Annotated in this window: 25 protein-coding genes; 6 read left to right on the top strand and 19 right to left on the bottom strand. The window is 70.2% G+C overall.

Annotated elements, in window-relative coordinates:
• Nucleotides 1-25: 25 nt before the first annotated feature.
• The 4 genes from CAL11_RS11035 (at nt 26) to CAL11_RS11020 (ending at nt 3,518) form a co-directional block, all read left to right on the top strand.
• On the top strand, nt 26-1,150 hold the full coding sequence (locus tag CAL11_RS11035; protein ID WP_086092960.1) for a mandelate racemase/muconate lactonizing enzyme family protein: 1,125 nt from the start codon (nt 26-28) through the stop codon (nt 1,148-1,150).
• Nucleotides 1,151-1,194: 44 nt separating this feature from the next.
• A complete protein-coding gene (locus tag CAL11_RS11030; RefSeq protein WP_086092959.1) occupies nt 1,195-2,157 on the top strand; it encodes a tripartite tricarboxylate transporter substrate binding protein in 963 nt (320 codons plus the stop codon).
• Nucleotides 2,150-3,004 (top strand): amidohydrolase family protein, encoded by an 855-nt coding sequence (locus tag CAL11_RS11025; protein ID WP_086092958.1) that lies wholly within the window; start codon nt 2,150-2,152, stop codon nt 3,002-3,004. The genes CAL11_RS11030 and CAL11_RS11025 overlap by 8 nt, the downstream gene beginning before the upstream one ends.
• A 103-nt stretch (nt 3,005-3,107) precedes the next feature.
• Nucleotides 3,108-3,518, top strand: coding sequence for a VOC family protein (locus tag CAL11_RS11020; protein WP_033464268.1), 411 nt, complete (start codon nt 3,108-3,110; stop codon nt 3,516-3,518).
• A gap of 24 nt (nt 3,519-3,542) precedes the next feature.
• On the opposite strand, the gene CAL11_RS11015 is transcribed toward CAL11_RS11020, so the two are convergent.
• From CAL11_RS11015 to CAL11_RS10995, 5 genes are read right to left on the bottom strand one after another with little or no spacing between them, the layout of a single operon-like run.
• Nucleotides 3,543-4,754: a CaiB/BaiF CoA transferase family protein gene (locus CAL11_RS11015; protein ID WP_086092957.1), complete on the bottom strand. Its 1,212-nt coding sequence runs from the start codon at nt 4,752-4,754 to the stop codon at nt 3,543-3,545.
• 48 nt (nt 4,755-4,802) lie between these two features.
• The gene (locus CAL11_RS11010) at nt 4,803-5,027 is read right to left on the bottom strand and encodes an acetyl-CoA carboxylase biotin carboxyl carrier protein subunit (protein ID WP_033464263.1); all 225 of its coding nucleotides are present in this window, start codon (nt 5,025-5,027) and stop codon (nt 4,803-4,805) included.
• Between the two features lie 18 nt (nt 5,028-5,045).
• Nucleotides 5,046-6,410 carry an acetyl-CoA carboxylase biotin carboxylase subunit gene (locus CAL11_RS11005; RefSeq protein WP_086092956.1) on the bottom strand — a complete coding sequence of 455 codons (1,365 nt, stop codon included), beginning with the start codon at nt 6,408-6,410 and terminating at the stop codon, nt 5,046-5,048.
• Between the two features lie 9 nt (nt 6,411-6,419).
• The gene (locus CAL11_RS11000) at nt 6,420-7,952 is read right to left on the bottom strand and encodes an acyl-CoA carboxylase subunit beta (protein WP_086092955.1); all 1,533 of its coding nucleotides are present in this window, start codon (nt 7,950-7,952) and stop codon (nt 6,420-6,422) included.
• 52 nt (nt 7,953-8,004) lie between these two features.
• Complete coding sequence (locus tag CAL11_RS10995; RefSeq protein WP_086092954.1) at nt 8,005-8,985, bottom strand: Bug family tripartite tricarboxylate transporter substrate binding protein; 981 nt, start codon at nt 8,983-8,985, stop codon at nt 8,005-8,007.
• Between the two features lie 229 nt (nt 8,986-9,214).
• Between CAL11_RS10995 and CAL11_RS10990 the strand changes: the two genes are divergently transcribed.
• Complete coding sequence (locus CAL11_RS10990) at nt 9,215-9,670, top strand: MarR family winged helix-turn-helix transcriptional regulator (protein WP_244172944.1); 456 nt, start codon at nt 9,215-9,217, stop codon at nt 9,668-9,670.
• 34 nt (nt 9,671-9,704) lie between these two features.
• Here CAL11_RS10990 and CAL11_RS10985 read toward each other — a convergent pair whose 3' ends face one another.
• Genes CAL11_RS10985 through CAL11_RS10955 form a run of 7 tightly spaced genes read right to left on the bottom strand, consistent with a single transcriptional unit; the run spans nt 9,705 to nt 17,437 of the window.
• Entirely contained in the window at nt 9,705-10,991 is a 1,287-nt protein-coding gene (locus CAL11_RS10985) for an NAD(P)/FAD-dependent oxidoreductase (RefSeq protein ID WP_033454730.1), read from the bottom strand.
• Nucleotides 10,992-10,998: 7 nt separating this feature from the next.
• Nucleotides 10,999-13,239, bottom strand: coding sequence for a N,N-dimethylformamidase beta subunit family domain-containing protein (locus tag CAL11_RS10980; protein WP_086092952.1), 2,241 nt, complete (start codon nt 13,237-13,239; stop codon nt 10,999-11,001).
• Between the two features lie 55 nt (nt 13,240-13,294).
• Nucleotides 13,295-13,603, bottom strand: a complete 309-nt coding sequence (locus tag CAL11_RS10975) for a hypothetical protein (RefSeq protein WP_033454726.1) — start codon at nt 13,601-13,603, stop codon at nt 13,295-13,297.
• A 24-nt stretch (nt 13,604-13,627) separates the two neighbouring features.
• Complete coding sequence (locus tag CAL11_RS10970; protein ID WP_086092951.1) at nt 13,628-14,419, bottom strand: ABC transporter permease; 792 nt, start codon at nt 14,417-14,419, stop codon at nt 13,628-13,630.
• Between the two features lies 1 nt (nt 14,420).
• Nucleotides 14,421-15,260: an ABC transporter permease gene (locus tag CAL11_RS10965; protein WP_086092950.1), complete on the bottom strand. Its 840-nt coding sequence runs from the start codon at nt 15,258-15,260 to the stop codon at nt 14,421-14,423.
• A 10-nt stretch (nt 15,261-15,270) separates the two neighbouring features.
• Nucleotides 15,271-16,323, bottom strand: coding sequence for an ABC transporter substrate-binding protein (locus CAL11_RS10960; RefSeq protein WP_086092949.1), 1,053 nt, complete (start codon nt 16,321-16,323; stop codon nt 15,271-15,273).
• A 25-nt stretch (nt 16,324-16,348) separates the two neighbouring features.
• Complete coding sequence (locus CAL11_RS10955; protein WP_050458129.1) at nt 16,349-17,437, bottom strand: ABC transporter ATP-binding protein; 1,089 nt, start codon at nt 17,435-17,437, stop codon at nt 16,349-16,351.
• Nucleotides 17,438-17,585: 148 nt separating this feature from the next.
• On the opposite strand from CAL11_RS10955, the gene CAL11_RS10950 reads away from it, so the two are divergent.
• Nucleotides 17,586-18,380: an IclR family transcriptional regulator gene (locus CAL11_RS10950; protein ID WP_086092948.1), complete on the top strand. Its 795-nt coding sequence runs from the start codon at nt 17,586-17,588 to the stop codon at nt 18,378-18,380.
• A 10-nt stretch (nt 18,381-18,390) separates the two neighbouring features.
• Here the strand turns inward: CAL11_RS10950 and CAL11_RS10945 are convergent, their stop codons facing one another.
• The 7 genes from CAL11_RS10945 to CAL11_RS10915 form a co-directional block, all read right to left on the bottom strand.
• Entirely contained in the window at nt 18,391-19,170 is a 780-nt protein-coding gene (locus CAL11_RS10945; protein ID WP_050458128.1) for an SDR family NAD(P)-dependent oxidoreductase, read from the bottom strand.
• A gap of 11 nt (nt 19,171-19,181) precedes the next feature.
• Complete coding sequence (locus tag CAL11_RS10940) at nt 19,182-19,871, bottom strand: dienelactone hydrolase family protein (protein WP_208617581.1); 690 nt, start codon at nt 19,869-19,871, stop codon at nt 19,182-19,184.
• 53 nt (nt 19,872-19,924) lie between these two features.
• Entirely contained in the window at nt 19,925-20,659 is a 735-nt protein-coding gene (locus CAL11_RS10935; RefSeq protein ID WP_230590346.1) for a GntR family transcriptional regulator, read from the bottom strand.
• Nucleotides 20,660-20,673: 14 nt separating this feature from the next.
• Nucleotides 20,674-21,960: a TRAP transporter large permease gene (locus CAL11_RS10930; RefSeq protein WP_086092946.1), complete on the bottom strand. Its 1,287-nt coding sequence runs from the start codon at nt 21,958-21,960 to the stop codon at nt 20,674-20,676.
• 19 nt (nt 21,961-21,979) lie between these two features.
• A complete protein-coding gene (locus CAL11_RS10925; protein WP_086092945.1) occupies nt 21,980-22,495 on the bottom strand; it encodes a TRAP transporter small permease subunit in 516 nt (171 codons plus the stop codon).
• 10 nt (nt 22,496-22,505) lie between these two features.
• The gene (locus CAL11_RS10920; protein WP_086092944.1) at nt 22,506-23,507 is read right to left on the bottom strand and encodes a TRAP transporter substrate-binding protein; all 1,002 of its coding nucleotides are present in this window, start codon (nt 23,505-23,507) and stop codon (nt 22,506-22,508) included.
• A gap of 111 nt (nt 23,508-23,618) precedes the next feature.
• Nucleotides 23,619-24,602 carry an agmatinase gene (locus CAL11_RS10915; RefSeq protein WP_086092943.1) on the bottom strand — a complete coding sequence of 328 codons (984 nt, stop codon included), beginning with the start codon at nt 24,600-24,602 and terminating at the stop codon, nt 23,619-23,621.
• Nucleotides 24,603-24,620: the final 18 nt, after the last annotated feature.

Here is a 24,620-nt window from a genome sequence, read left to right as displayed (position 1 = left end):
ATTCAACAGGCATCAGGAGACGGTTATGGCCATCATCAAGTCCATCGAAGTCTGCGTGGCGCGCGTCCCGATGGACAAGGTCACCTATTTGTCCAACCGGACCGTCGTGGACCGCCACTACGGGCTGGTGAAGGTGCGCAGCGCCGACGGCGTCGAAGGCATCGGTTTCTGCTACGTCGGCAACCAGGCGGGGGAGATCTTCCGGGTTGCCGTCGAGCAATTGCTCGGACCGGTGCTGATCGGGCGCGACTCGCTGGCCGTGGAAGGGCTGTGGCGCGACATGTACCAGGAAGCGCTGCTGCAGGGCCGCATGGGCACGGTCATGCGCGCGCTCAGCGCGCTGGATATCGCCCTGTGGGACCTGAACGCCCGGGCCGCGAACCTGCCCCTGCACAAGTACCTGGGCGCCGTCGAACTGGACAGCGTGCCGGCCTACGCCAGCGGCGGCTATTACGTGGAGGGCAAGACCGCCGGGCAGCTGGGCGAGGAGATGGCCAGCTACGTCGCGCTGGGGTTCAAGGCGGTCAAGATGAAGACCGGCCGCTGGTCGCCGCAGGGCGAGGAGTCGCGCGTGCGGGCCGCGCGCGAGGCCATCGGCGAGGATGTCGAGCTGATGCTGGACTGCAACAACGGCTGGGTGGACACCGTGCAGGCGATGGAATACCTGCGGCGCATGGAGCCGTACAACCCGTACTTCATCGAGGAGCCGTTCAGCCCCGACGACGTGGAGAGCCACGCGCGCCTGGCGCGGCTGACCCGCATCCCGGTGGCCACCGCCGAGATCGGCTACGGCCGCTGGTACCACAAGCAGTTGCTGGACATGGGCGCGGCCGCCATCCTGCAGACGGACGCGGCGGTCTGCGGGGGCATCACCGAGTGGAAACGCATCGCGGCGATGGCGGCCGGCTACGGCATCCAGATGTGCCCGCACTGGTTCCACGACGTGCATGCGCCGCTGGTCGCGGCCACCCCCAACGCGCGCTATGTGGAGTTCTTCTGGGATGACCAGGTGCTGAATTTCCGCCGGCTGGTGGACCGCCAGCTCGAGCACAAGGACGGACGCGTCATCCTGCATCAAACCCCCGGCCTGGGCTTCGGATTCGACGAGAATGCGGTCGCCCGGTACGGGCGCTGGACGACGGTGTCCTGAGCCGGCCGCCGCACCCCGCACCCACTTTCATCGGAGACAAGAAAATGACGAAACTTCGCGCGGCCTGCGCGCTGGCCGCCGCCTTGGCCTGCGGCGCGGCCCCGGCCCAGGACCTGGGCGGCAAGCCCCTGACCCTGGTGGTGCCGTTCGCCCCCGGCGGCAACGCCGATATCGTGGCGCGCTCATACGCCGTGCCCATGTCCAGACTGATCGGCGCGACCGTCGTGGTCGACAATCGCGGCGGGGGCGGCGGCGCGATCGGCACGGCCATCGTGGCCAAGGCGCCCGCCGATGGCAGCACGCTGCTTTCGGCCACGCCGGGCCAATTGGGCACTTTGCCGCACATGTTCAAGACCGGCTACAAGCCGGCGGACTTCGTGCCGGTGGGCGTGGTGAGCAAGACCTCGATCGCCCTGGTCGTCAAGCACGACGATCCGCGCTTCAGGACCACGGAGGAATTCATCGCGTACGCCAGGCGCAACCCGGGCAAGCTGAACGTGGGCCATGCCGGGCCCGGTTCGCCCAACCACCTGGCCATGCTGCAGTTCGAGAACGCGACGGGCACGCGCTTCACGCCCATTGCCTACAAGGGTTCCGGGCCGGCGTTGATCGACCTGCTGTCGGGCCAGATCGACGTCATCTTCGACCAGGTGAGCAGCTCGCTGCCGCACCTGAAGGGAGGCAAGCTGTCGGCCCTGCTGATACTGGGCCCGACGCGCGATCCGAGCATCGCGCAGGTGCGCACGCTCAAGGAAGCGGGGCTGCCCGAGTTCGACGCCAGCACCTATATCGGCGTGCTGGCTCCCAAGGGCGTGCCGGCCGAGACCGTGGCAAAGCTGACGTCGGTCATCCGGCAGGTGGCCGGCGACCCGGCCTTCGACAGCAAGCTGCGGGAGATCGGCAGCGGCGCGTTCTACGCCGATCCGGCTCATTTCGCGCAGATCCTGCAGGCCGACGAGGACCTGGCCAAGGCGATGATCGAGCAGGGCAGGCTGATCGATGGATGAGCGCGCGCGCGAGGGCGAGGGCAGCGGCTGGGACTGCCATTTCCACGTATTCGACGCCAGCCGCTACGCGCTGGCGGCCGGCAGCGCGTACCAGCCCGCGGACGCCAGCCTGGCCGACTTTCGCAGCGTGTGCCGCGCCCGCGGGATCGGCCGGGCGGTGCTGGTCCATCCGAGTGTGTACGGCGCCGACCACAGCAGCTATGAGGACGCGCTGGCGGCCAACGGCGATTGGCTGCGCGGGGTGGCGGTGGTCTATCCCGACGAGACGACCACGCCCGATGAGCGGATCGAGCAATGGGACCGCCTGGGCACCGCCGGCACCCGGATCAATCGCCTGTTTCCCGGCGCGCCGCAACGTCCCGAGCGTATCGTCGAGCGCGTCAAGCCGTTCGGGTGGCACGTGCAGGTGCTGACCGACATCGTCGAGGACATCGACCTGGTCAGGCGGATCGCCGCGCGCGATGTGCCCGTGGTGGTGGACCATTTCGGCCATCACCCGCATGAGCGGCTGCTGCGCAGCGCGGGCTGGCAGGATCTGCTTGCCTTGGTGCGCGAGGGGGCGGCCTGGGTCAAGCTGTCGGCGCCGTATCGGGTGGGCGCGCAAGGCCCCGCCTGGTCGGGCGCGCGGGCGCTGGTGGACCAGCTGGTGCGGGCCAATCCGCGCCAGCTCGTGTGGGGAAGCGACTGGCCGCATCCGCCCGACCACCGGCATCCGTTCCCGGCGCCGGACGAGGCGGCGATCGGCGCGACCATCGCCCAATGGCTGCCGGATGCGCAGTTGCGCCGCCAGGTCATGGAGCTGAATCCGCTACGCCTGTATGGCGCGGCGCGCGCCGCCGGGCGCTGAGCGCCGGCGCGGCCGGCGGCGGGTTGTTTACACTGGATTGGCACACACACCTGCCCGGCCGCCGCCTTGCGCCGCGGACACGGGCTTCGATGGAGCGAATGCCATGTTCAGTCATGTGACCGTGGGCGTCAGCGATCTGGCGCGCGCCGGACGTTTCTACGATGCGCTGCTGCAGCCGCTGGGGCTGCGCCAGCGGCAGGCGCAGCCCGACGGCGGGCCGCCTGCGCTGTGCTGGGTGCAGGCCGGCACGAGCCTGCCGCGCTTTTTCGCCTATATGCCGTTCAATGGCCAGCCGGCCAGCCCGGGCAACGGCGCCATGGTGGCCTTTCTGGCGCAGACGCCGGAGCAGGTCGACCGGGCCCACGCGGCCGGCCTGGCCGCCGGCGGCAGCGACGAAGGCGCGCCGGGGCCGCGTGCGCGCTATGGGCCGGGCTACTACGGCGCCTACCTGCGCGACCCCGACGGCAACAAGCTGCACGTCGTGCATCGCAGCGGCCCGGCCGCCGCGGGCTAGGCGCGGCGGCGCGGGGCGGGCGCCTCAGGCGCGGATCGCGCCGCGCTGGCGCAGCGCCTCCAGGCGCGCGGCGTCCAGGCCCAGTTCGTCGCGCAGCACCGCCAGGGTGTCGGCGCCGGCGTCCTTGCCCAGGCTGCGCACCGCGCCGGGGGTGTCGGACAGGCGCGGCACCACGTTGGGCACCGTGACGTCGCCCAGCTGCGGATGCGGCAGGCGCGCCAGCGCGCCGCGCGCCTGGAAGTGCGGGTCGGCGAACACGTCGTCCACGCCATAGACCTTGGCATGCGGGATCTCGGCCTGCGTCAGGCGCGCCAGCACCGCGGGGCAGTCATGCCGGCCGACCCAGTCCTGGATGGCCGCGTCCAGCGCGGCCTCGTTGGCCACGCGATGGCCGGGCTGGTCGAAGCGCGGGTCGTCGGCCAGCTGCGGCGCGTCCAGCGCGGCGGCCAGGCGGCGGAACAGGGCGTTGGTCAGCGTGGTGATGTGCACATAGGCGCCGTCGGCGCAGCGGTACAGGTTGTTGGGCGCCGACCCCGGCAGACGCGAACCCGCCCGGTTGGCCACTTCGCGCAACTGGTCGTACGCCATGACGTGCGGCTCCATGAAGCTGAAGGCGCATTCGGCCAGGGCCGTGTCCACCACTTGGCCGCGCCCGGTGCGGCGGCGCGATTCGAGCGCCAGCAGGGCGCCGAACGCGCCATACAGGCCGGTGATGTAGTCGGACAGCGAGGTCGCCACGCGCGAGGGCGGCCGGTCGGGGTCGCCGGTGACCGAGCGCAGGCCGCTGTGGGCCTCGCCGATCACGCCGTAGCCGGGCCGCCCGCTGTACGGGCCGTCCTGGCCGTAGCCGCTGATGCGCACCATCACCAGGCCCGGGTTGGCGCGGCTGAGTGCGTCGTAGCCGAGATTCCATTTCTCCAGCGCGCCGGGGCGGAAGTTCTCGATCAGGATGTCGGCGCGGGCGGCCAGTTGGCGCACCAGCTCCTGGCCGTCGGGCTGGCGCAGGTCGATGCTGACCAACTCCTTGTTGCGCAGCAGGGACAGCGCGTACAGCGAATGGCCGTCCTTGTGGCGCCCCATGGAGCGCAGCGCGTCGCCCTCGGTCGCCTCGACCTTGATGACGCGCGCGCCGAAATCGGCCAGCAGACGGCCGCAGAAGGGGCCGGCGATGGTCGAGCCGAGTTCCAGCACGGTGTAGCCGGCCAGGGGGCCGGCGCCGGCTGCGGGTTGGGTCATGAGTGGTGTCTCCTGGGCAGGTAGCGGGGGTTGACGGCGCGCGACGGCTTATTCCACCTCCAGCATCGCCACCACGTCGCCTTCGCCGATGGCGTCGCCTTTCTGTACGGTGATTTCCACCAGGCGGCCGGCGGCCGGCGCGTCCACGGGGATTTCCATCTTCATGGACTCCACCACGATCAGCGTCTCGCCTTCCTCGACCCGGTCATCGCCGGCCTTGAGGACTTCCCAGACGTTGCCGGTGACTTCGGATTTCACGGGGATCTTCTTCATGTCTATTCCTGAGGGTTATCAAGCGGTGAGCGCGGCCGGCGCGGGCTCGGCCAGGGTCTGGGCCACGATGCCGGTGTGCAGGCGGCCCTGGCGCCAGGGTTCGAAGGCCAGCGCGCGGGCCAGGAAGGGCAGGTTGGTCTTGACGCCGGCGATCTCGGTCTCGGCCAGCGCCTGCTCGGCGCGCGCGATGGCCTGGGCGCGATCGGCGCCGTGCACGATGATCTTGGCGATCATGGGGTCGTAGTGCGGGCTGACCGCGTTGCCGGCGCGGTAGCCGGTTTCGGTGCGCACCCCGGGCCCCTGCGGCAACTCGAACACGGCCAGCGTGCCCGGCGACGGGATGAAGCGCACCGGGTCTTCGGCGTACACGCGCAGCTCGATGGCGTGGCCCGAGGCTTGCAGGTCCGCCGGCACCACGCGGTCGAGCCGCTCGCCCGCCGCCAGGCGGATCTGCGCCTGCACCAGGTCCAGGCCGGTAATGGCCTCGGTGACGGCATGCTCGACCTGCAGCCGGGTGTTCATTTCGAGAAAGCTGTAGCGGCCCTGCTGGTCGCGCAGCATTTCCACCGTGCCGATCACGTCGTAACCCAGCTCGGCCAGCAAGGCGGCGATGCGCTCGCCCAGCGCCTGCGTCTCGGCAGTGGGCACGCGCGGCGCGCGCGCCTCTTCGATGACTTTCTGGTGGCGGCGCTGCACCGAGCAGTCGCGTTCGTACAGGTGGCGGGCGTTGCCGTGGCGGTCAGCCAGGATCTGGAATTCGATGTGGCGCGGCTGTTCGAACAGCTGCTCCAGGTAGATGTCGCCGTTGCCGAAGCTGCGCGCGGCCAGCGAGCGCGCGCGCGCCACCGCGGCCAGCAGTTCGGCCTGGCCCGCGGCGGCGATCATGCCGATGCCGCCGCCGCCGCCGGCCGGCTTGACCATCACCGGGTAGCCGACTTGGCGCGCCGCGGCCAGCACGCCGGCCTCGTCCTCGCCCAGCACCGCCGACGACTTGCACATGGGCATGCCGTGGCGCGCCATCAGTTCGCGGGCGCGGGTCTTGTGGCCCATGGCCTCGATCCAGCGCGCCGCCGGGCCGATGAAGACGGCGCCGGCGGCGTCCACGGCGCGGGCGAACCCGGCGTTCTCGGACAGGAAGCCATAGCCCGGATGCACCGCGTCGGCGCCGGTGCGCGCCAGCACGTCGAGCAGGGCGGCCTGGTCGAGATAGCTCTGCGCGGCCGGCGCGGGACCGATGCAATAGGCTTCGTCGGCCATCTGCACATAGGGCAGGTCGCGGTCGGCCTCGGAGTAGACCACGACCGAGCGCAGGCCCATCTCGCGCACGGCGCGCGCCACGCGCGCGGCGACCGCGCCGCGATTGGCGATCAGGATCTTGTTCACGTCGGGCTCCTAGTAGCTGGTCGGCCAGGTGCGCATCAGGTGCTCGCCCACGCCGTTGGTCAGGCGCAGCCGGTGCACGCGCAGCAAGCGGATCAGCGTGTCGCGGGTGTCGGCCGGGTTGATGACGTGGTGCGCCGAATAGGCGCCGCCCATCTCCCAGGCCGAAGTGTCGCGCTCCATTTCGGCCAGGCGCGCCGCGTAGGCGTCCGGGTCGCTCTGGGCGGTGAGGCCGTGCACGATGGTCACGCCCGAGCGCGGGTCCATGAAGTTGACTTCGGCGGTGGCCCAGGCGATGACTTCGTCGGCGTTGCCGGCGCCGCCCATGTTGAGCACCGCCTGGCCGTAGGTCTTGCGCATGATGATGGAGATCTTCGGCACGCTGACCAGCGACAGGGCGTTCATCCAGTTCATCACGCGGCCCACCGCGCCGCGCCGCTCGCCTTCCACGCCGATGAGAAAACCCGGCTGGTCGGCCATGAACACCAGTGGGATGTTGTACGAGTCGCACAGCACCATGAAGCTGGTGGCCTTGTTGCAGGCGTCGACGTCGATGGCGCCGCCCTTGGCCTGCGGGTTGCTGGCGATGATGCCCACGGTATGGCCGTCGATGCGGGCCAGCGTGGTGACCACCGAGCGGCCGTAGCGCGCCTTCAGTTCGAACAGGCTGTCGTTGTCGACGATCAGCGACAGGATCTTGCGCACGTCGTACACCTTGGTGCGCGACTCGGGCAGGATGTCGAGGATGCGGTGGCCCTGTTCGCCCGAGCCGGCGGGAACCGGCCGCACCGGCGGGGCTTCCATGTGGTGCGAGGGCAGGTAGGACAGGAAGCGGCGCACGGCGTCCAGCGCCTCTTCGTCGCTATCGACGGCCATGTCCACCAGGCCGGAGCCGCTGGTGAGCATTTCCCAGCCGCCCAGTTCCTCGGGGTCCACCGCCTCGGTGATGGCCATGGAGGTCAGCTTGACGCTGGAGACCGCCATGATGGCGCCCTTGCGCATGACCGCGAAATCGGCCAGCACCGCGTACCAGCTCGACGAGCCGTAGCAATGTCCCAGCACCGCCGAGGCCCAGGGCGTTTCGCGGGTGCGGCGGTACTGGGTGGGCCGGTCGCCGCTGCCGATGCCGCGCGCGCCCATGGTGTCGGGCATGCGCGCGCCGGTCGACTCGCCCAGGAACACCATGGGCAGGCCGCGCCGCGTGGCGTTCTTTACCATGTGCCCGATCTTGCTGGTGTTGACCGAGCTGCTGGAGGCGCCCATGACCGTGAAGTCATTGGCGACCAGCGCGATGTCGCGGCCGTCGATCTGCGCGTAGCCGGCGATCTTGCCGTCGGCCGGGGTGCGGTCGCGCACCTCCGGGCGCACCGATACCGCCAGCAACCCGGACTCCAGGAAGCTGTCGGCGTCGACCAGGCGGTCGATCCGTTCGCGCGCGTTGAGCACGCCTTCGGCGCGCCGCCGCGCCAGCTTTTCCTCGCCGCCCATGGCGCGCGCGCGCGCCTCGCGTTGAGCCAGTTCTTCGATCAAGGTTTCGAATGCCATCTTCTGCGCTTTCCTTCCATGCGTGTGTCGTGATCGGCCGCGCGGCGGCCGCCTACTGCTTGAACAGCCCCGGGTTGGCCTTGACGAACTCGGACGCGGTGTGGGCGTCGCGGGCGATCAGCTCGGCCAGCGCCTGCGGGGTGGACGATTCCAGCTGGTAGCCTTCATCGCTCAGGCGCTTGTTGATGGCGGGGTCGCGCACGAAATCGCGCGACAGCGCCGCCATGCGTTCGACCACCTCGGGCGGCGTGCCCTTGGGGCCGAACACGCCATACCAGTTGGAGAAATCGGACTTCGACATGCCGCTCTCGAGCATGGTGGGCGTATCGGGGAAGGCATCGCTGCGCTTGCCGGAGGTGACCGCCAGGGCGCGCAGCTTGCCGCTGCGCACGAACGAGGCCAGCACCGGCACGTTGGCGATGACCAGGTCGACCTGGCCGCCCATCGCATCGGCGGCGGCCTGGGCGCCGCCCTTGTACGGAATGTGCGACAGCCTCATCTCGGAACCGCGGTTGAGCATGCCGACCTGCAAGATCAGCGAGGCGCTGGAGATCGAGTACTTCTCGGGATCGGTGCGGGCCAGCTTGATCAGATCGGCCGCGTCCCCGCCCTTGAACTTGGGGCCGGCGGCCACCAGGCAGGGCACCCGCGTAAGCAGGCTGATCGGCGCCAGGTCCTTGGTGGGGTCGAACGGCGGCACCGGGCCGGTGGCCTGGTTGGTGGCCAGGCCGTCGATGCCCACCAGGAAGGTGTAGCCGTCGGGCTTGGACTTGACGACGTAGTCGCTGCCGATATTGGTGGAAGCGCCGGGCCGGTTCTGCACCAGCACCGGTTGCTTCAGGTGCTCGCGCAGGTAGTCGGCGTATTCGCGCGCCAGCCGGTCGGTGGTGCCGCCCGGCGCATACGGCACCACCAGCGTGATGGGCTCGGCGGGCCAGGCGCGCGGCTGCGCGGCGGCCTGCGGGGTGGGCGTGGCCAGCGCCAGGAAGCAGGCCAGGGTGCCCGCGTAGCGGGCCAATCTGCGATCCGACATGTTGTCTCCTCATGTCATGTGCTCTTCTGGTGAGGAGACAATACGAAGCCGCGCGATAATAGTCAAGTTACTTTACTAAAAATAGTAAAGCAGATTTACTATTGTGGCATTCTTGCCGCCAAGGAGAAAGCCCATGCGAGAGGCAGGCGCAGGTCCGGGCAGGGGCGTGGCGCCGCGGCCCGGCCGCGGCTTGGGGGATAATGTCGCGGTCGCCATCCCACGTATACCCATGATCAGCAAAAAACAGTTCGCCACCCTGCAGGCCTCCCGGCAGCGCGGACTCAGCCGCCTGCTGCTATTGGCCAGGCGGGTGTTCCTGGAGCGCGTCGCCGAGGCCATGCAGGCCTCGGGCCTGCAGCCCATGCCGGACGGCTGCGTGATGATCCTGCCCTACATCGACCTGGAGGGCACCCGCAGCACCGTGATCGCGCAGCGCGCCAGCACCACGCGCCAGGCGGTGGGCCAGGTCGTGGCCACGCTGGAGGCCATGGGCCTGGTCGAGAAACGCCCCGACGAAGCCGACAAGCGCGCCGCCGTGGTGTCCTTCACCGACGCGGGAGTGCGCTATCTGATCAAGATGCACGACGTGATCGACCGGGTCGAGAACGAACTGGCCCAGGCCAGCGGCGAGGGCGACATGGAAATCGTGCGCCGCACCCTGGCGCGCATCGCCTACGGGGGGTAAGGGCGCCGGGGGCTCCCGGCGCGCCGGCCCGGCCTCAGGAAATCCGGTCGCACAGCCCGTAGTAGGCCACGGCCAGGCCGATGTACAGGCGCTTGAGCCCATGCAGCGGGATGGGCGCGATGGGGGTGACGGGATAGGGCAGCGGTTCGCCGCCGCTGATTTCGCGCGCCAGGTAGTTGCCCATCTGCGTGGCCAGCGCCACGCCGCGGCCGTTGTAGCCCAGCACGATGCGCAGGTTGGGCGAGGGCTGGTGCACGTGCGGCACGAAGTCGCGCGTCAGCGCCACGCGCCCGCTCCAGCGGTGCACGAACGGCGTGTCGGCCAATTGCGGGTACAGCAGTCGCGCGCCGCGCACCAGATGGTTCCAGTCGGCGTCCGACACGGGGTCGGCGAAGCGGCCGCGTCCGCCCAGGATGAAGCGGCGATCGGCGTCGCGGCGGAAATACAGCAGCAGCCGCCGCGAGTCCGAAGCGACCTCGCCGCCGGGCAGGATGGCCGGCGCCAGGGCGGGGTCCAGCGGGCCGGTGGCCACGATGAAGCTGTTGGCGGCGATGACGGTGCGCCGCAGGCCGGGCCACAGGTCGTCGGTGTAGGCGTTGGTGGCGATCAGCACGTGCTCGGCGCGCACGCTGGCGCCTTGCGCGCAGCGCACCAGCCAGCGGCTGCCCTCGCGCTCCAGCGCCACTACCGGCGACCGGCCATGCACGGCCGCGCCCAGCGACAGCGCGGCCCGCAGCAGCCCCCGGGTGTAGCGCAGCGGCTGGATGCTGCCGGCGCGCCGGTCGATCCAGCCGCCCAGGAAGTGTCCGGTGCCCAGGCGCCGCGCCACTTCGCCGGCGTCCAGTTCGGCCACGTCGGCGCCGCGCGCCCGCCACTGGCGCGCCCGGGCCAGCACGGTGTCGAGCGCCTGGCGCGAGTGCGCCGGCTGGATCCAGCCGCGCCGCACCGGATGGCAGTCCAGGCCGTACCGGTCGATCAGGCCGAACACCGTGTCGGCGGCCGTGCCCACCATGTGCAGCAGCGGCTCGCCGCGTTCGCGGCCGTGGCGCGCCAGGATCTCGTCCGGATCGTGCTTGATGCCAGGGATGACCTGGCCGCCGTTGCGCCCGGAGGCGCCCCAGCCCGGGTCGCGCGCCTCCAGCACGCAGGCGCGCAGGCCGCGTTCGGCCAGGTGCAGGGCGGCCGACAGGCCGGTGATGCCGGCGCCCACTATGGCCACGTCGCAGTCGGCCTGGCCGGCCAGCGGCGCCGTGGCCATCGCGGGCGCGGCAGTGTCCGTCCACACGGAGCGCATGGCGTCGTACGGCAGGGGCGGGGGCATGGTGGGATCAGGCCTGCGGCGCCGTGGGGAAGTCGAAAGGCGTGTCGTCCGCGAAGCGGCTCAGCACGTTGGCGGTGATGCGCGAGACGTTGTTGTCGTAGCCGTTCCAGGCCAGCGAGGCGCCCCAGGTGATCGAACCGGTGGAGAACACCGCGCCGCCGTTCAGGCACTCGTAGAACAGCAGGTCGGCATAGCAGTACTTGGCTTCCTCGCCGTTGATGGTGGGGTGGTGGTAAGTGGTCTCCTCGGGCACCACGTTGTAGTAGCGCGTGTGCTTCTCCGAGCGCGCCACGATGAGCGCGTGCGGCGGCGTGCCCAGGCGGAAGTCGGCGCGGTCGATTTCGTCGCCGGCGGCGCCGCCGCCGCTGCTGCCGAAGTCGCCGATGATCTCCTCGCTCACGCCGTCGAACATGAACGCCACCCGCGGATCATGGCTTTCCGGGCGGCGGCGGTAGTACGAGGAGGCGTCGAAGCCGGTGGCGGTGGTGCCGATGCCCACCAGCGTCTGCGGCGCGATGCCGATGCGCCGCCAGGTGCCGCCGTATTCGCCGTTGTAGCTGTGGTAGCTTTCGCCGGCCGGGGTCTCGCTGTAGCGTGCGCCCGTTTCGGTGCGGCGCAGCTCCATCAGCCAGGGCTTTTCGGGATGGTAGGCGCAGCGCCAGTAAAAGCCGTTGCCGCCCATGTACATCAGCCGTCCGCCCTGCGCCTGGTACGCGACCATGGCCTGCCACATGCGCGTGCTCCAGTACTCGGGATGGGCGCCGGTCATGACGGCGCGGTAGCCCTGCAGCGCGGCCAGGCCCTCGGCGTGCAGCATGTCGTCGGTGATGACGTCGTACTCGAAGCCCTTTTCGTCGAGCCAGTCCAGGAAATGGGTGTCGCCGTTGAGCGACCAGGTGCGGCATTGCAGGTGCATGCTGAACACCGGCCGGCGGCGCGTGGCGTAGTACACGCCATAGCCGTCGGAGTGGGTGTCGTACATGGACAGGCCCAGTTCGCGGTGCTCGCCCAGGTAGGTCTCCCAGGGATAGAGCACCATGAAGTTGCCCGATTTCATCTCCATGCCTTCCTCGTCCAGGCGGTAGTGCGAGTTCGAATAGGCCATGTAGGTGGCGGTCGAGGCGAGAAAGGCGATGCGCTTGCGCGGCGCGCCGGCGCGCGGGCGCACCACGAAGGTGATGCGCTCCTGTTCGCCTGCGGCGCCGGTCAGCCGCGCGGCGTACAGGCCGCTGGGCAGGTCGGCGGGAATATCGAGGCTGAAATCGGTGTCCCAGTTGGCGTCTTCGAGCGTGTCGTCGTGGAAGTGCAGCGCGCCGTAATGGTCGGGGCCGTCCTGCCAGCGCATGATGCTGGCGTCCCAGCGCAGGCCGGGCACGGCGCGCGCGGGCAGGTTCTCGATGCGGCCTTCGGCCCAGGGGATGGCGGTGTTGACGATCACGTCGCTGTCGATCTTCAGGCCGAAGTCCCAGGCGGCCAGCGGCGGCGCGCCGTGGCGCCGCCGCGCCGCCTCCACCCGCAGCTGGGCCAGGTCGTCGTCGCCCGCACGGCACGGCAGCAGGGTGGGAGCGTCGATGCGGCCGTTGTAGTGATGCACATAGGCCGGCGCCTGGCCGCCGGTGGGGCGGGCGCCGAACACCACGGGCAGCGCGTCGGTGGCGGTGGTGGGCAACGGGCTCCAGCGGGCGCCGGCCTGGTCATGGCTGTTGGCCGCCAGCAGCGGATTGGCCGGCACCTGGCGCAGCGTCACCTCGCCGCTGTCGGCGTCGATGCCGACGGCCACCAGATACCATTGGCGGGCCACCACGGCGCGCGCCAGCGTCAGGCGGCGCGCCTTGCCCGCCTGCGCCTGTTCCCAGAACAGGCAGCCGGCCTCGTCCAGGCCCAGGGCGTAGCCCGTGCCCGCGGCGCCGTCGTGGCGCGCCAGGATGACCTGTTCGTGGCCGCTTTGCGGCAGTGTGGGCATGATGGCCAGCAGCCAGCTCCTGGCGCCGCGCGCCGGCTCGGCGAACGGCGGCGCCACCGCGCGCGAACCGGTCTCGGTGTGTTGCGGCCGGCCTTGCACGCCGCGCGCGATGCCAGCCAGCGCGACGGTCTCCTTCAGGCCGGGCGCGCCCGGCGAGGTATCGCCGCTGCGCACGCGCACCAGGTCGGCGTCGTAGCGCAGCGCGCGGGCGCAACTGACCTTGAACTCGATGGTTTCCCCGGGAGCGACGGTCCAGGTGCTGGGGTAGCCAAGTATCTCGTACATAGGGGTTCCGGAAAAGGCGTTGGATTCGAGGGCGTGGGCGTGGCGGCGGGCGGGGCTAGTCCAGGTCGGCCGGCCAGGGATAGGGCGAGTGGATGGCCCAGCGGATCTTGAGAATGGCCCATTGGGCCTCGGCCAGCGTGGCGTAGCGCTCGGCGTGCAGCGCCACGGGGTCGCCGCGCCGCTCGCCCAGCGTGCCGATGGCGTACTCGCTGTAGGGCCGGGTGCACACGATCACCTGCTTGCCCGCCATGGGCTCCATGCGCAGGCGGTTGAGCAGCCGGTTCAGCTTGAGCGGCCGCGTCCTGGTCGTGGTGGTGCGGAAGTGCCGGAGCAGTTCGGCATCCTCGGGCTGGATCTCATACATGGGCGGTCTCCGGTAAGAGGGGCGTCAGCGCTCGCGCTGCGGGGCGGCGAACAGCTCCAGCCCCACGGTGCGTTCGAGCAGCAGCACCAGCGAAAGCGTGAACAGGATCAGGAAGGTGGCGATGGCGGCGATGACCGGGCTGGCGCTTTCCTGGATCTGCGTCAGGATGCGCACCGGCAGGGTGTTGACGTCGGGGGCGATGAGGAAGATCGTCACCGTGGCCTCGTCGAACGACACGATGAAGCAGAACAGGAAGGCCGTGATCAGCCCCGGCCGCAGCATGGGCAGCGTGACGGTGCGCAGCACCTGCAGCGGCGTGGCGCTCAGGCTCATGCTGGCTTCCTCCAGCGCCGGGTCCAGCTTGCGCAGCGCGTTCAGGATGGGGCGGTAGGCAAAGGGCAGGGTGATGATGCAATGCGCCAGCACGATGCCCAGGTAGGTGCCGCCGATGCCCAGCAGGCCCAGCACGCCGAGGAAGGCCACGCCCAGCGCGGCGTTGGGAAACACCAGCGGCAGCATGATCAGGGTTTCGAGCAGCCCGCTGCCGGCGAAGCGGCGCCGCGCCAGCACCAGCGCGGCCAGCAAGGCCGCCGTGGTGCTGATCAGCGCCACCCCCAGCGCCACCGCGGCGCTGACCAGCAGCAGCGAGATCCATTGCCAGTCGGTGAAGAACTCGACATACCAGCGCAGCGACAGCGCATCCAGCGGCACCGAGAAATAGCCGCTCTGGGTGAACGACGAGATGGCGACGACGACGATGGGCAGCGGCAGGAAGCCGAACAGCAGGCACAGCAGCAGCATGCGGGCGGTCTTCATGTCAGGCGCCCCTTCCCGATACGCGCGCGGCCACGCGCCGTTCCAGCCATTGCAGCGGAATGACCAGCGTGAACGCCGTCAGCAGCAGCACCACGGCCATGCTGGCGGCCTTGGGATAATCGAACACCTGCAGCACGTCCTGGTAGATCTGCGTGGCCAGCATGCCGTCGCGCACGCCGCCCAGCAGCAGGGGCGTGACGATGGCGCCGGTCGACAGCAGGTAGACCAGCATGGCGCCGGTGATGACGCCCGGCATGCTCAAGGGCAGCGTGACGTGCCAGAAGGTCTTGAAGGGGCCGGCCGACAGGGTCTGCGAGGCCTCGTCCAGCGAACGGTCCAGGTACAGCAGCACCGCCAGCACCGACACGATGAAAAACGGACAGAACACGTGCACCAGGCCGATGACCACGCCGGTCATGTTGAAGATCAGGCGCAGCGGCGTATCGATGGCGCCGGCCGACAGCAGCATGGAGTTGAGCGTGCCGCGCGGGCCGAGGATGACCATCCAGCCATACGTGCGCACCACCACGCTGACCAGCCAGGGCATGATGACCAGCATCATCAGGAAGTTGCGATTGCCGCGGTAGCGCGCGATGGCGTAGGCGATCGGATAGCCGACCAGGGCCGCGCACAGCGTCACCGCCACGGCGATGACGATGGTGCGCACCAGCACCGCCACGTAATCGGGACGTCCGAAGAAGCGCACGAAATTATCCAGCCCCCAGCCGGCGCCGGTGTGCAGCGATTCGACCACCAGGTAGCCGACGCCGACCACGAACAGCGCCACCAGCAGGGCCGGCGGCGCCAGCAGCAACAGGGGAGGCCGGATCGCGCGCATCATCGCCGCCGCGTCAGCGCGCCGCGCCGGCCATGGCGCGCTCGACCGCTTCGATGCGGCTCTTGCGCGTCTTGGCGATCAGGTTCCAGTCGGGCTGGTACAACTGGTCGCGCAGCTTGTCCAGCGGCTGGCCGAGTTCCTTCTCGGCCGCCGGCGACAGCCTGGCCTGGCTGTTGAGTGGCATGTAGCCGGCGATCTCGGCGATGCGCTGCTGGCCTTCGGGCTGGCCGACGTACTCCAGCCATTTCATGTAGTGCTCGCGGCCTTGCGCGCCCTTGGGCACCACCACCAGGTACGGCAGCATGAGCGCGCCTTCCTTGGGCACCACCAGTTCGACGTTGCGCTGCCCGTCGCGCTGCATCTGCCAGACGCGGGTGGAGTAATAGGGCGCCGCGGCCACCTCGCCGCGCTGCAGCAGCTGGTTCATCTGCGCCATCGAGCTGTACATGGTCAGCGCGTTCTTGCCCAGCGCCGTCAGCAGTTCCAGGCCCTTGGCGGTGTCGCGCTCGCTGCCGCCCTCGGCCACCGACATGATGGTCAGGTCGTAGGCCGAGCTGTACACCGGGCGCGTGACCGACAGCTTGCCGGCCCACTTGGGATCGGCCAGGTTCTTCCACGACGCGAAGTCGGCCGGCTTGGCCAGGTCGGTGTTGACGGCGATGCCGTAGTAGGCGAAGTAGGTGCTGACGCCGATCAGGCGGCCATTGGGCGCCTTGAGCAGGTATTTGTCCGGCACGTTCTTGAGCGCCGGGAAATCGGCCATGTCGAAATCCTCGAGCAGGCCGTCTTCGTACATCTGGGCCGCCTCGAACAGCGAGGAGAGCACCGCGTTGAACTTGGGGGCGCCTTTCTGGGCCCGCACCTGCGCCTCGGGGGTGGGCACCTCGACGATCTTCACCTCCAGCTTGCCGGCCTTCATGAAGGGGTCGGCGTACGCCTCGCGCCAGGCCTTGCCGACCCCGCCGCCCCAGGTGGCCATGGTGATGTCCTGCGCGGGCGCGGCGGCCGAGGCCCCCAGCATCGAGGCGGCCAGCGCCCACTTGGCAAATCGCTGCGTGATGTTCATGTTGGCTCCTGGAGAGTGCTGCGAGTCAAAGGGATACGACACAGACGCGCCGGTCGTCCCAGGTCAGGCCGACCGTGGCGCCCGGCTCGGGCGGCGCGCCGTCATCGGCGCCGTGCCAGTCGGCCAGCAGCTTGCGCTGGCCCACGGCCAGCCACAGGCGTGTGTTCTGCCCGGCATAGACGCGGCGCAGCACGGTGGCGCGCAGGCGGCCTTGCTCGAGGGCGGCGATGCGCAGGTGCTGCGGACGCAGCGAGACGCCGACCCGCGCGCCCTCGGCCCATTGCGCGGCGGGCGGCTGCAGGCTGCAATCCCAGTCGGCCAGCCGCACGCGCGGCGCGCCGCCGGCCTGGCGGTCGACGGTGCCTTCGAGAAAATTGGTGTCGCCCACGAACTCGGCCACGAAGCGGGTGGCCGGACGTTCGTAGATGGCCGCCGGCGTGTCGACCTGCTCGATCGCGCCGTTGCGGAACACCGCGATGCGGTCGGACATGGTCAGGGCCTCTTCCTGGTCGTGCGTGACGAAGATGAAGGTCGTGCCCAGCGACTCCTGGATCTGCTTGAGCTCGGTCTGCATCTGGCGCCGGATCTTCATGTCCAGCGCGCCCAGCGGCTCGTCGAGCAGCAGCACGCGCGGCTCGGTGACGATGGCCCGGGCCAGCGCCACGCGCTGCTTCTGGCCGCCGGATATCTGGCCGATGTAGCGCTCGCCGTAGCCGGCCAGGCCCACCATCTCCAGCGCCTGCGCCACCTTGGCCTGGCGCCGGGCCGGCGGCACGCGGCGGATCTTCAGGCCATAGCCGATGTTCTCGGCCACGTTGAGATGGGGGAACAGCGCCAGGCTCTGGAACACCATGCCCAGCGGGCGGCGGTAGGGCGGCGCGGCGACGATGGAGCGGCCGTCGATGCGCACGTCGCCGGCGGTGGGCGCCTCGAAGCCGGCGATGATGCGGATCAGCGTGGTCTTGCCGCAGCCGCTGGGGCCCAGCAAAGTGAGGAATTCGCCTTCGCGCACGTCCAGGTCGATGCCGGCCAGGGCCGTGGTCGGACCGAACGTTTTGGTGACGCCGGATATCTCGAGGATCCGGGTGTCGCGATGCGGGGGATGACCTTCCATGCTCGAACAGCCTCGGGTTTGCGGCTAGGCGATGTCGGCAGGATAGGGGAACGGGTATGCTCTGGCAATAATGTTTACCCGTAAAACGGTTTAGAATTACCGTACAGCGATAATAAACACCCGAAATTCGGGTAAACGAGGAGTCCGTATGCTTGATTACGACGAAGAACTGGCCAGCAATGCCATGTTCAACCAGTCGTTCGCCAAGGGGTTGAAAGCGCTGTTCGCCTTCCAGGGCCACCAGAGCGCCATGTCGCTGTCCGAACTGGCCGCGCGGCTGGACGCCAGCATCAGCTCGGTGCAGCGCACCGTCTTCACCCTGGAGCGCCTGGGCCTGATCAGCAAGTCGCCCAAGACCCGCAAGTACTCGCTGACGCTGCGCGTGCTGGAGCTGGGCTGCAACTACATTTCGGCCGACGCGCTGGTCGAGGCGGCCAATCCGTTCCTGGCCGAGCTGTCGAACATCACCGGCGAGACGGTCAACCTGACCGAGCCGCTGGAGCGCGAGATGGTCTACGTGTCGCGCGTGGTGGCGGCCAAGTTCATTCCCATCCACATGCCCATCGGCAGCCGTATCCCCATGTATTGCACGGCGTCGGGCCGCGCCTACCTCAGCGCGCTGGACGACGCCCGCGCGCAGGCCATCCTCGACGGCTCGGCGCTCAAGCGCCACACGCCGTGGACGGAAACCGATCCGGCGCGCCTGCGCGCCCTGATCGAGCAGGCGCGCGTCAGCGGCGTGGCGCACAACAAGGAAGAGCTGTTCCTGGGGGACATGACGCTGGCCGCGCCCATCGTGGGCGGACGCGGCGCGCCGGTGGCCTGCGTGCACATCGTCGCGCCCACCAGCCGCTGGACCCAGGAAGAGGCCTTCGCGCGGCTGGCGCCGCCGTTGCGCGATTGCGCGCGCGGCATCGCCAACGCGGTGCGCGCCTTCACCTGAGCCGGGGGCCTCAGTTGGCCACGTAGCCGCCGTCGACCGGCAGCGTCACGCCCGTGATGTAGGCGGCCCAGTCGCTGGCCAGGAAGCAGATGGCGTTGACCACGTCGTCGACCGAACCGGGGCGCGCCAGCGGCACGCGGGCCAGGAAGCGTGTCAGTCCCTCGGGGTCGGCCACCGTGGCGCGCGTCATGTCGGTGACGGTCAGCCCGGGCGCCACGGCGTTGACGCGGATGCCGTCGGCGCCCAGCTCCAGCGCCAGCGCCTGCGTCATCTGCTTGATGCCGCCCTTGGACGCCGTGTAGGCGGCCGAATTCTTCACCGCCACGAACGAATGGATGGAGGCGATGTTGACGATGCAGCCGCGCGTGGCGCGCAGCTGCGGATAGAAGGCCTGCGCGGCCAGGTACGGGCCGTTCAGGTTGACGTCCAGCGTGGCGGTCCAGAAATCGCGCGCCCGCGGGTCGGTGAAGGCGCTGCGCAGCAGCACCCCCGCGTTGTTGACCAGCACGCCGCATGGCCCCAACCGCTCCTGCGCGTCGCGCGCGGCCGCCAGCAGGGCATCCTGGTCGGTGACGCTGATCGCGTAGGCGGCGGCCGCGCCGCCCAGCGCGGCGATGCGCGCGCAGGTATCGTGCGCGGCCTCGCCGTTGATGTCGATCACCGCCACGGCGGCGCCGGCCTGGGCCAGCCGCAGCGCGGCGGCCCGGCCGATGCCGGCGCCGGCGCCCGTGACGACCGCGCTGCGGCCGGACAGGTCGAGGGCCGGCGCGATGGACGGTACTGCCGTCATGGCGCGCAGCGTCAGGCGAGGTGGCGCTGCATGAACGCCACCGAGCGTTCCTCGGCCAGCGCGGCGGCCGCGGCGTCCCAGTGCTCGCCGCCGGGGCGGGCGAACGCGTGGTCGCAGCCTTCATAGACGTGCGGCTCGCATTGCGGCAGCTTGCCGGCCGCCTCGAGGATGACGGCGCGCGCCTCGGGCGGCACGAAGCGGTCCAGCTCGGCCACGTGCAGCAGCATGGGCGCGGCCTGCGCGCCCACCGTGGGCAGCAACTGGTCCAGCATCACGCCGTAGTAGCTGACCGCGCATTGCACCGGGGTGTCCATGGCCAGGCGCACGGCCAGGCGTCCGCCCAGGCAGTAGCCCAGGCCGGCGACCTTGCCGCCGCTGCGTTCGGCCAGCCAGGCGCGGGCGGTGTCCAGGTCGGCGATGGCCTGGTCCTCGTCCATGGCCTGCATCAGCCGCACGGCCTGGCCGAAATCGGCCTCGGAGGTCGGGTCCAGCTGCACGCCCGGCTCCTGGCGCCAGAAAAGGTCCGGGCACAGCACGTCGAAGCCCAGCCGGGCCCATTGGTCGGCGGCGGCGCGCATGGCGGGGTTGATGCCGAAGATCTCCTGGATCAGCACCAGGCCCGGCGCGCCGGCCGTGGGCGCCGGGGCGTGATAGGCCTCGAAGGTCTGGCCATCGCGGGTCTTGAGCGTGATCATGGTCATGTCGGATAGTCCTTTGCGTTGCGGTGGAACAGGCAACGCCCGCGCGGCGGGCGTCACGAAGATTGAGCAGCCGAGAAATCGATGCTGACTTTCTCGGGGTGATGCAGCGAGCGCACGTACTCGACCAGCGCGCCGTCGGCCTCGTGCAGCCAGGCGTTGACCTGCAGCGCCGGCGCGCCGGCTGGCAGGCCCAGTGCGGCGCTGGCATAGGCGGGTACGGCCACGGCGGTGACGCGGTGGCGCAGGCGCGCCACCTTCAGACTGTACACGCGCTCGATGACCGCATAGACGGAATCCATCTCGCCATGCAGCAGCGGCGCGATGCCCTGGTAGCGGCCGGGCACGAATACGCGGGTCCAGGTCGAGGGCGCGTCGTCGCCGACCAGGCGCCGGGTGCCGGTGACGCGCAGCCATTGGCCGGTGGCGTTGGGCAGCGCGGCCAGGCCGGGTTCGCCGCCCGAGCCCTCGACGATGGCGGTGTCGTCGATGCGCATGAGCGACTGGCCGGCGAACTCCAGCGCGTGGGCCAGGCCGTCCATGTGCTGCACGTAGCGGTGGCCGGGCGTATTGCGCAGGATGCGGGTGCCCAGGCGCTTGACGCGTTCGACCATGCCGTGCTCGACCAGGATCTCCATCGCGTCGCGTATCGTGGCCCGGCTCACGCCCAGGCGCGCGGCCAGCTCGACTTCGGTGGGCAGGATGCTGCCCACCGGCATGGTGGCGATGTCGCCCATCAGGTCCTGGGCCACGCGGCGGTACAGCGGCGTTTTCTTGTCGGAATCGGTCATGGCGGGCATGGATCTCAGTTGCGCAGCGTGCCGGGCAGCCACAGGACGATCTCGGGCCACACGGCCAGGGCCATGGCCCACGCCAGCAGCAGGAAAAAGAACGGCAGCGTGGCGCGCGCCACGAAGCTGAGCGAGCGCCCCGTGATCGATTGGATCACGAACAGGTTGAAGCCGACCGGCGGCGTGATCTGCGCCATCTCGACCACCACCACCAGGAAGATGCCGAACCAGATCGCATCGTAGCCCGCCGCCACCACCAGCGGCAGGGCGATGGGCAGGGTCAGCACGATGATGGAGGTGCCGTCCAGGAACATGCCCAGCGCCACGTAGAACAGCAGCAGCAGCGCGATCAGCAGCAGCGGCGACAGGCCCAGCTCGCCGATGCGCGCGGCCACGTACTTGGGCAGGCCGAGGTAGCTCATGGCCACCGAGATCAGCGCCGCGCCGGCCAGGATCAACCCTATCATCGAGCAGGTGCGCACCGCGCTGCGGCCGGCGGCCACCAGGCTGGCGCGCGTGAGCGAACGCTGCAGCAGCCCGATCGCCAGCGCGCCCAGCACGCCCACGGCGGCGACCTCGGACGGGCCGGCGATGCCCAGGTAGAGCGCGCCCATGATGGCGGCGATCAGCCCGATCACCGGCAGGATCTGCGTCAGCCCGGCGATGCGCTCGCGCAGCGTGTAGCCCCGGCCGGCGCCGGCGGGGCGGCGGCCGCGCAGCGCGATGTAGGCCATGTAGACGGCCGCCAGGCCCAGGCCGGGCACCACGCCGGCGATGAACAGCTCGACGATGGACTGCTCGGCCAGCACGCCGTAGACGATCATGATGAGGCTGGGCGGAATCAGGAACCCCAGCGTGCCGGCGCCGGCCAGCGAGCCGATCGACAGGCGCGCGTCATAGCCGCGCTGCTGCAGCTCGGGCAGGGTGACGCGGCCGACGATCTGGGTGGTCGCCACCGACGAGCCGCAGATGGCGGCAAACAAGGTGCAGCCCAGCACGTTGACGTGCGTCAGGCCGCCGGGCAGGCGTCCCACCCAGGGCGCCAGCCCCGCGAACAGCGAACGGCCCACGCTGGTCTTGGCCAGGATCTCGCCCATCAGCACGAACAGCGGCAGCGACAGCAGTTCCTGGCTGGTCGACGAGGTCCAGACGATCTGGCCGGCCAGCACCTCCAGGGGCAGGTTGGGCTTGAACAGCAGCAACAGGAAGTAGGCCGCGCCGAACAGGCTCAGGCTGACCCATATCGAGGCGCCCAGGAACAGCAGCAGCAAGGCGGCGGTGACGACGGTGATGGCGATCATGATGGCGGGGCGGCGCGGGTCAATGGCCGGCGGCGCGGCCGCCGTCGGTTTCGGCCTGGCGGCCGGTCAGCTGGCGCAGCAGGCGTGCGAGGAAGGCCAGCGCCAGCAGCGCGGCGCCGGCCAGCACGACAGCCTGCGGGATGGCCAGCGGGGTCTGCATCACGGTGTTCGACACCAGCCCGCGCGAGATCGACTTGCCGGTCAGGCGCGCCAGCGCGAAGACAATGACCGCCGACAGCGCCAGGCCGGCGCAACTGGCCGCGATATCCAGCAAGCGCCCCAGCCGCGCGGGCAGCGCATCGCGCAGGAACAGGACGCGGATGTGGGCGCCATGGCGCAGCGCCGCCCCCATGCCCAGGAAGAACGCCGCGGCCATGCCGTAGGCGCAGTACTCCCACGAGAACGGGATGCTGTGGCCCATGGCGCGCGCACCCACTTCGGCCAGCATCAGGGCGGCGATGCCGTACAGCAGGGCGATGGCAAGGTTCTCGGCGCCGGCGCACAGCGCGTCGATCAGGCGTAGCAGGCGATCCATGGCGGCTCGCTCAGGGCTGCTTGCGGTCTTGCAGATAGGCGTCGAGCAGCTGGCGCGCCTGCGGGCCGGCCTGGCGGGCGAAGGCGTCCCACATCGGGCGGCCCACGGCGGCCACGCGCGCGCTGAGCGCCTCCGAGGGGGCGGCGATGGCGACCTTGTGCTCGCGCAGGATGGCCAGGTCCTTCTCGTCCTGGGCGGCGCTGATCTGCCAGAAGCGCGGTTCGAGCTCGGCGGCCGCGGCCTGCACGGCCTGTTGCTGCGCGGCGCTCAGCTTGTCCCACGCGTCCAGGTTGACCGTCACCAGGCTGAGCGAGGTGGCCCAGTTCAGCGGCAGGAAGTGCGGCGTGAACTCCCAGAACTTGCCGTCCACGCCCGAGGACGCGGAGGTGCCCACGCCATCGATGGTGCCCGCGGCCAGCGCCGGCACGACTTCGCCCCACGGCATCTGGGTGGGCGCCGCGCCCAGCTGGGCCATGAATTCGTAGGCCGCCTTGTCGTGGGCGCGCAGCTTCTGGCCCTTCATGTCCTCGGGGGTGGACAGCGGCTTGCGGCTGAACAGCCCGGGCGAAGGCCACGGCACGGCGTACAGGATGCGCTGGTTGTGGGCGGCGGCGATGCGGTCGTAGACCGGGCGGGCGTGGCGCAGGAACGTTTTCATGTCGTCCTGGCCGGCGATCAGCCCGGGCAGGGCGTCCATGCCCAGCAACGGCTCGACGCCGGCCTGCTGCGACACCAGCATGTCGGCCACTTGCACGATGCCGGATTCGACCGCCATCAGCGTGTCGGGCCCCTTGACGTTCAGCTCGCCGCCGGCGTGCACCGTGATCAGCACCTGGCCGTCGGTGGCCTCGCGCACCTTGGCGGCGAACGCCTCGGCGTTGCGGCTGTGGAAGTTGCCCGCCGGCCAGGCCAGCGACATATCCCAGCGCTGCTGGGCATGGGCGGCCGCGGCGGCGGTCAGGGCGCATGCGCCCAGCGCGGCGCGAAGCAGGAAACGGACGGCGGCGGACATAGGCTTTCCCTTGGCTAATAAGTTCGTACTTATTTAATAAGTCCGAATCTTATTGGCGAAGCGACCCGCCGGACACTAGGGAAAACACGGGCCGCCGCGGCGGCCCCGCGTTCAGCGCGCGTACATGGCGGCGAAGTCGGGCACCGGGTCCGGATGATCCAGACCCAGGCGCTTGCACAGCAGCACCAGGCCTTCGACCATCAGCGCGGCCGCCAGCGAGGCCGTGGTGCCGTTGACGTCGTGCGGCGGGCTGACCGTATTGACGTCGATGGCGACGATGTTCAGGCCGGCCAGTCCGCGCAGGAACGCGATCGCCTCGCGCGCGCTCAGGCCGCCCCAGCTGGGCGCGCACACCCCGGGCGCGCAGGACGGGTCCAGCACGTCCATGTCCAGGCACAGGTAGACCGGCCGCTCGCCCAGGCGCGCGCGCAGGTCCTGCAGCACCTCGGCCATGCCGCGCGCCAGCAGCTCGTTGAGCGGGATGATCCGGTAGCCGAAGTGGCGCGCGTGGCGAAACACATGCTGGGTGAAGGTGGTGCCGCGCGTGCCGATATGGAACGCCAGCGAGGTGTCCACGCAGCCTTCCAGCGCCGCGTGCGTGAACTGCGTGCCGGCGTTGTATTCCTTGCCCTTGACGAAGGTATTGGTGTCGGTGTGCGAGTCGAGGTGGATGACCGCCAGGCCTGGATGGCGCTTGCCGACCGCGCGCAGTTGCGGCAGCGACACGCTGCCGTCGCCGCCCATGGTGACCGGCACCGCGCCGCCGTCGACGATGGCGCCGACCGCCTGCTCGATGCGCTCGAAGGCGTCGAGGATGTCGCTGGGCACCACGCGCACGTTGCCGCAATCGATTACCCCGAGCCGCTGCAGCGGGTTGTAGTCGGCCAGCTCGGGGTTGAAGGTGCGCATCAGGCGCGACTGTTCGCGGATCGATTGCGGGCCCTGGCGCGCGCCGATGCGAAACGCGTGCGTGCCGCAATCGAAGGGGATGCCCAGGATGGCCGCCTTGGCGCCGTCGATGGCGTGGCGATGGGGCACGCCCATGAAGGTAGGGGGCGTGTCGCACAAGGCATGCAGCGCGCTGGGGGATGGCATGGCAGAGGTCTCCTGGCG

It is taken from the genome of Bordetella genomosp. 6, from assembly GCF_002119705.1.
GTDB lineage: Bacteria > Pseudomonadota > Gammaproteobacteria > Burkholderiales > Burkholderiaceae_B > Bordetella > Bordetella bronchiseptica_F.
Note: the sequence above shows the minus strand (reverse complement) of the source record. Positions and strands in the feature narration are given on the sequence as shown.

Bases quoted from the DNA above. Each gene is read 5' to 3' on its own strand.
- CAL11_RS11035 (WP_086092960.1), top strand. From the start codon at position 26: ATGGCCATCATCAAGTCCATCGAAGTCTGCGTGGCGCGCGTCCCGATG.
- CAL11_RS11030 (WP_086092959.1), top strand. From the start codon at position 1,195: ATGACGAAACTTCGCGCGGCCTGCGCGCTGGCCGCCGCCTTGGCCTGC.
- CAL11_RS11025 (WP_086092958.1), top strand. From the start codon at position 2,150: ATGGATGAGCGCGCGCGCGAGGGCGAGGGCAGCGGCTGGGACTGCCAT.
- CAL11_RS11020 (WP_033464268.1), top strand. From the start codon at position 3,108: ATGTTCAGTCATGTGACCGTGGGCGTCAGCGATCTGGCGCGCGCCGGA.
- CAL11_RS11015 (WP_086092957.1), bottom strand. From the start codon at position 4,754: ATGACCCAACCCGCAGCCGGCGCCGGCCCCCTGGCCGGCTACACCGTG.
- CAL11_RS11010 (WP_033464263.1), bottom strand. From the start codon at position 5,027: ATGAAGAAGATCCCCGTGAAATCCGAAGTCACCGGCAACGTCTGGGAA.
- CAL11_RS11000 (WP_086092955.1), bottom strand. From the start codon at position 7,952: ATGGCATTCGAAACCTTGATCGAAGAACTGGCTCAACGCGAGGCGCGC.
- CAL11_RS10995 (WP_086092954.1), bottom strand. From the start codon at position 8,985: ATGTCGGATCGCAGATTGGCCCGCTACGCGGGCACCCTGGCCTGCTTC.
- CAL11_RS10990 (WP_244172944.1), top strand. From the start codon at position 9,215: ATGATCAGCAAAAAACAGTTCGCCACCCTGCAGGCCTCCCGGCAGCGC.
- CAL11_RS10985 (WP_033454730.1), bottom strand. From the start codon at position 10,991: ATGCCCCCGCCCCTGCCGTACGACGCCATGCGCTCCGTGTGGACGGAC.
- CAL11_RS10980 (WP_086092952.1), bottom strand. From the start codon at position 13,239: ATGTACGAGATACTTGGCTACCCCAGCACCTGGACCGTCGCTCCCGGG.
- CAL11_RS10975 (WP_033454726.1), bottom strand. From the start codon at position 13,603: ATGTATGAGATCCAGCCCGAGGATGCCGAACTGCTCCGGCACTTCCGC.
- CAL11_RS10970 (WP_086092951.1), bottom strand. From the start codon at position 14,419: ATGAAGACCGCCCGCATGCTGCTGCTGTGCCTGCTGTTCGGCTTCCTG.
- CAL11_RS10965 (WP_086092950.1), bottom strand. From the start codon at position 15,260: ATGATGCGCGCGATCCGGCCTCCCCTGTTGCTGCTGGCGCCGCCGGCC.
- CAL11_RS10960 (WP_086092949.1), bottom strand. From the start codon at position 16,323: ATGAACATCACGCAGCGATTTGCCAAGTGGGCGCTGGCCGCCTCGATG.
- CAL11_RS10955 (WP_050458129.1), bottom strand. From the start codon at position 17,437: ATGGAAGGTCATCCCCCGCATCGCGACACCCGGATCCTCGAGATATCC.
- CAL11_RS10950 (WP_086092948.1), top strand. From the start codon at position 17,586: ATGCTTGATTACGACGAAGAACTGGCCAGCAATGCCATGTTCAACCAG.
- CAL11_RS10945 (WP_050458128.1), bottom strand. From the start codon at position 19,170: ATGACGGCAGTACCGTCCATCGCGCCGGCCCTCGACCTGTCCGGCCGC.
- CAL11_RS10940 (WP_208617581.1), bottom strand. From the start codon at position 19,871: ATGACCATGATCACGCTCAAGACCCGCGATGGCCAGACCTTCGAGGCC.
- CAL11_RS10935 (WP_230590346.1), bottom strand. From the start codon at position 20,659: ATGACCGATTCCGACAAGAAAACGCCGCTGTACCGCCGCGTGGCCCAG.
- CAL11_RS10930 (WP_086092946.1), bottom strand. From the start codon at position 21,960: ATGATCGCCATCACCGTCGTCACCGCCGCCTTGCTGCTGCTGTTCCTG.
- CAL11_RS10925 (WP_086092945.1), bottom strand. From the start codon at position 22,495: ATGGATCGCCTGCTACGCCTGATCGACGCGCTGTGCGCCGGCGCCGAG.
- CAL11_RS10920 (WP_086092944.1), bottom strand. From the start codon at position 23,507: ATGTCCGCCGCCGTCCGTTTCCTGCTTCGCGCCGCGCTGGGCGCATGC.
- CAL11_RS10915 (WP_086092943.1), bottom strand. From the start codon at position 24,602: ATGCCATCCCCCAGCGCGCTGCATGCCTTGTGCGACACGCCCCCTACC.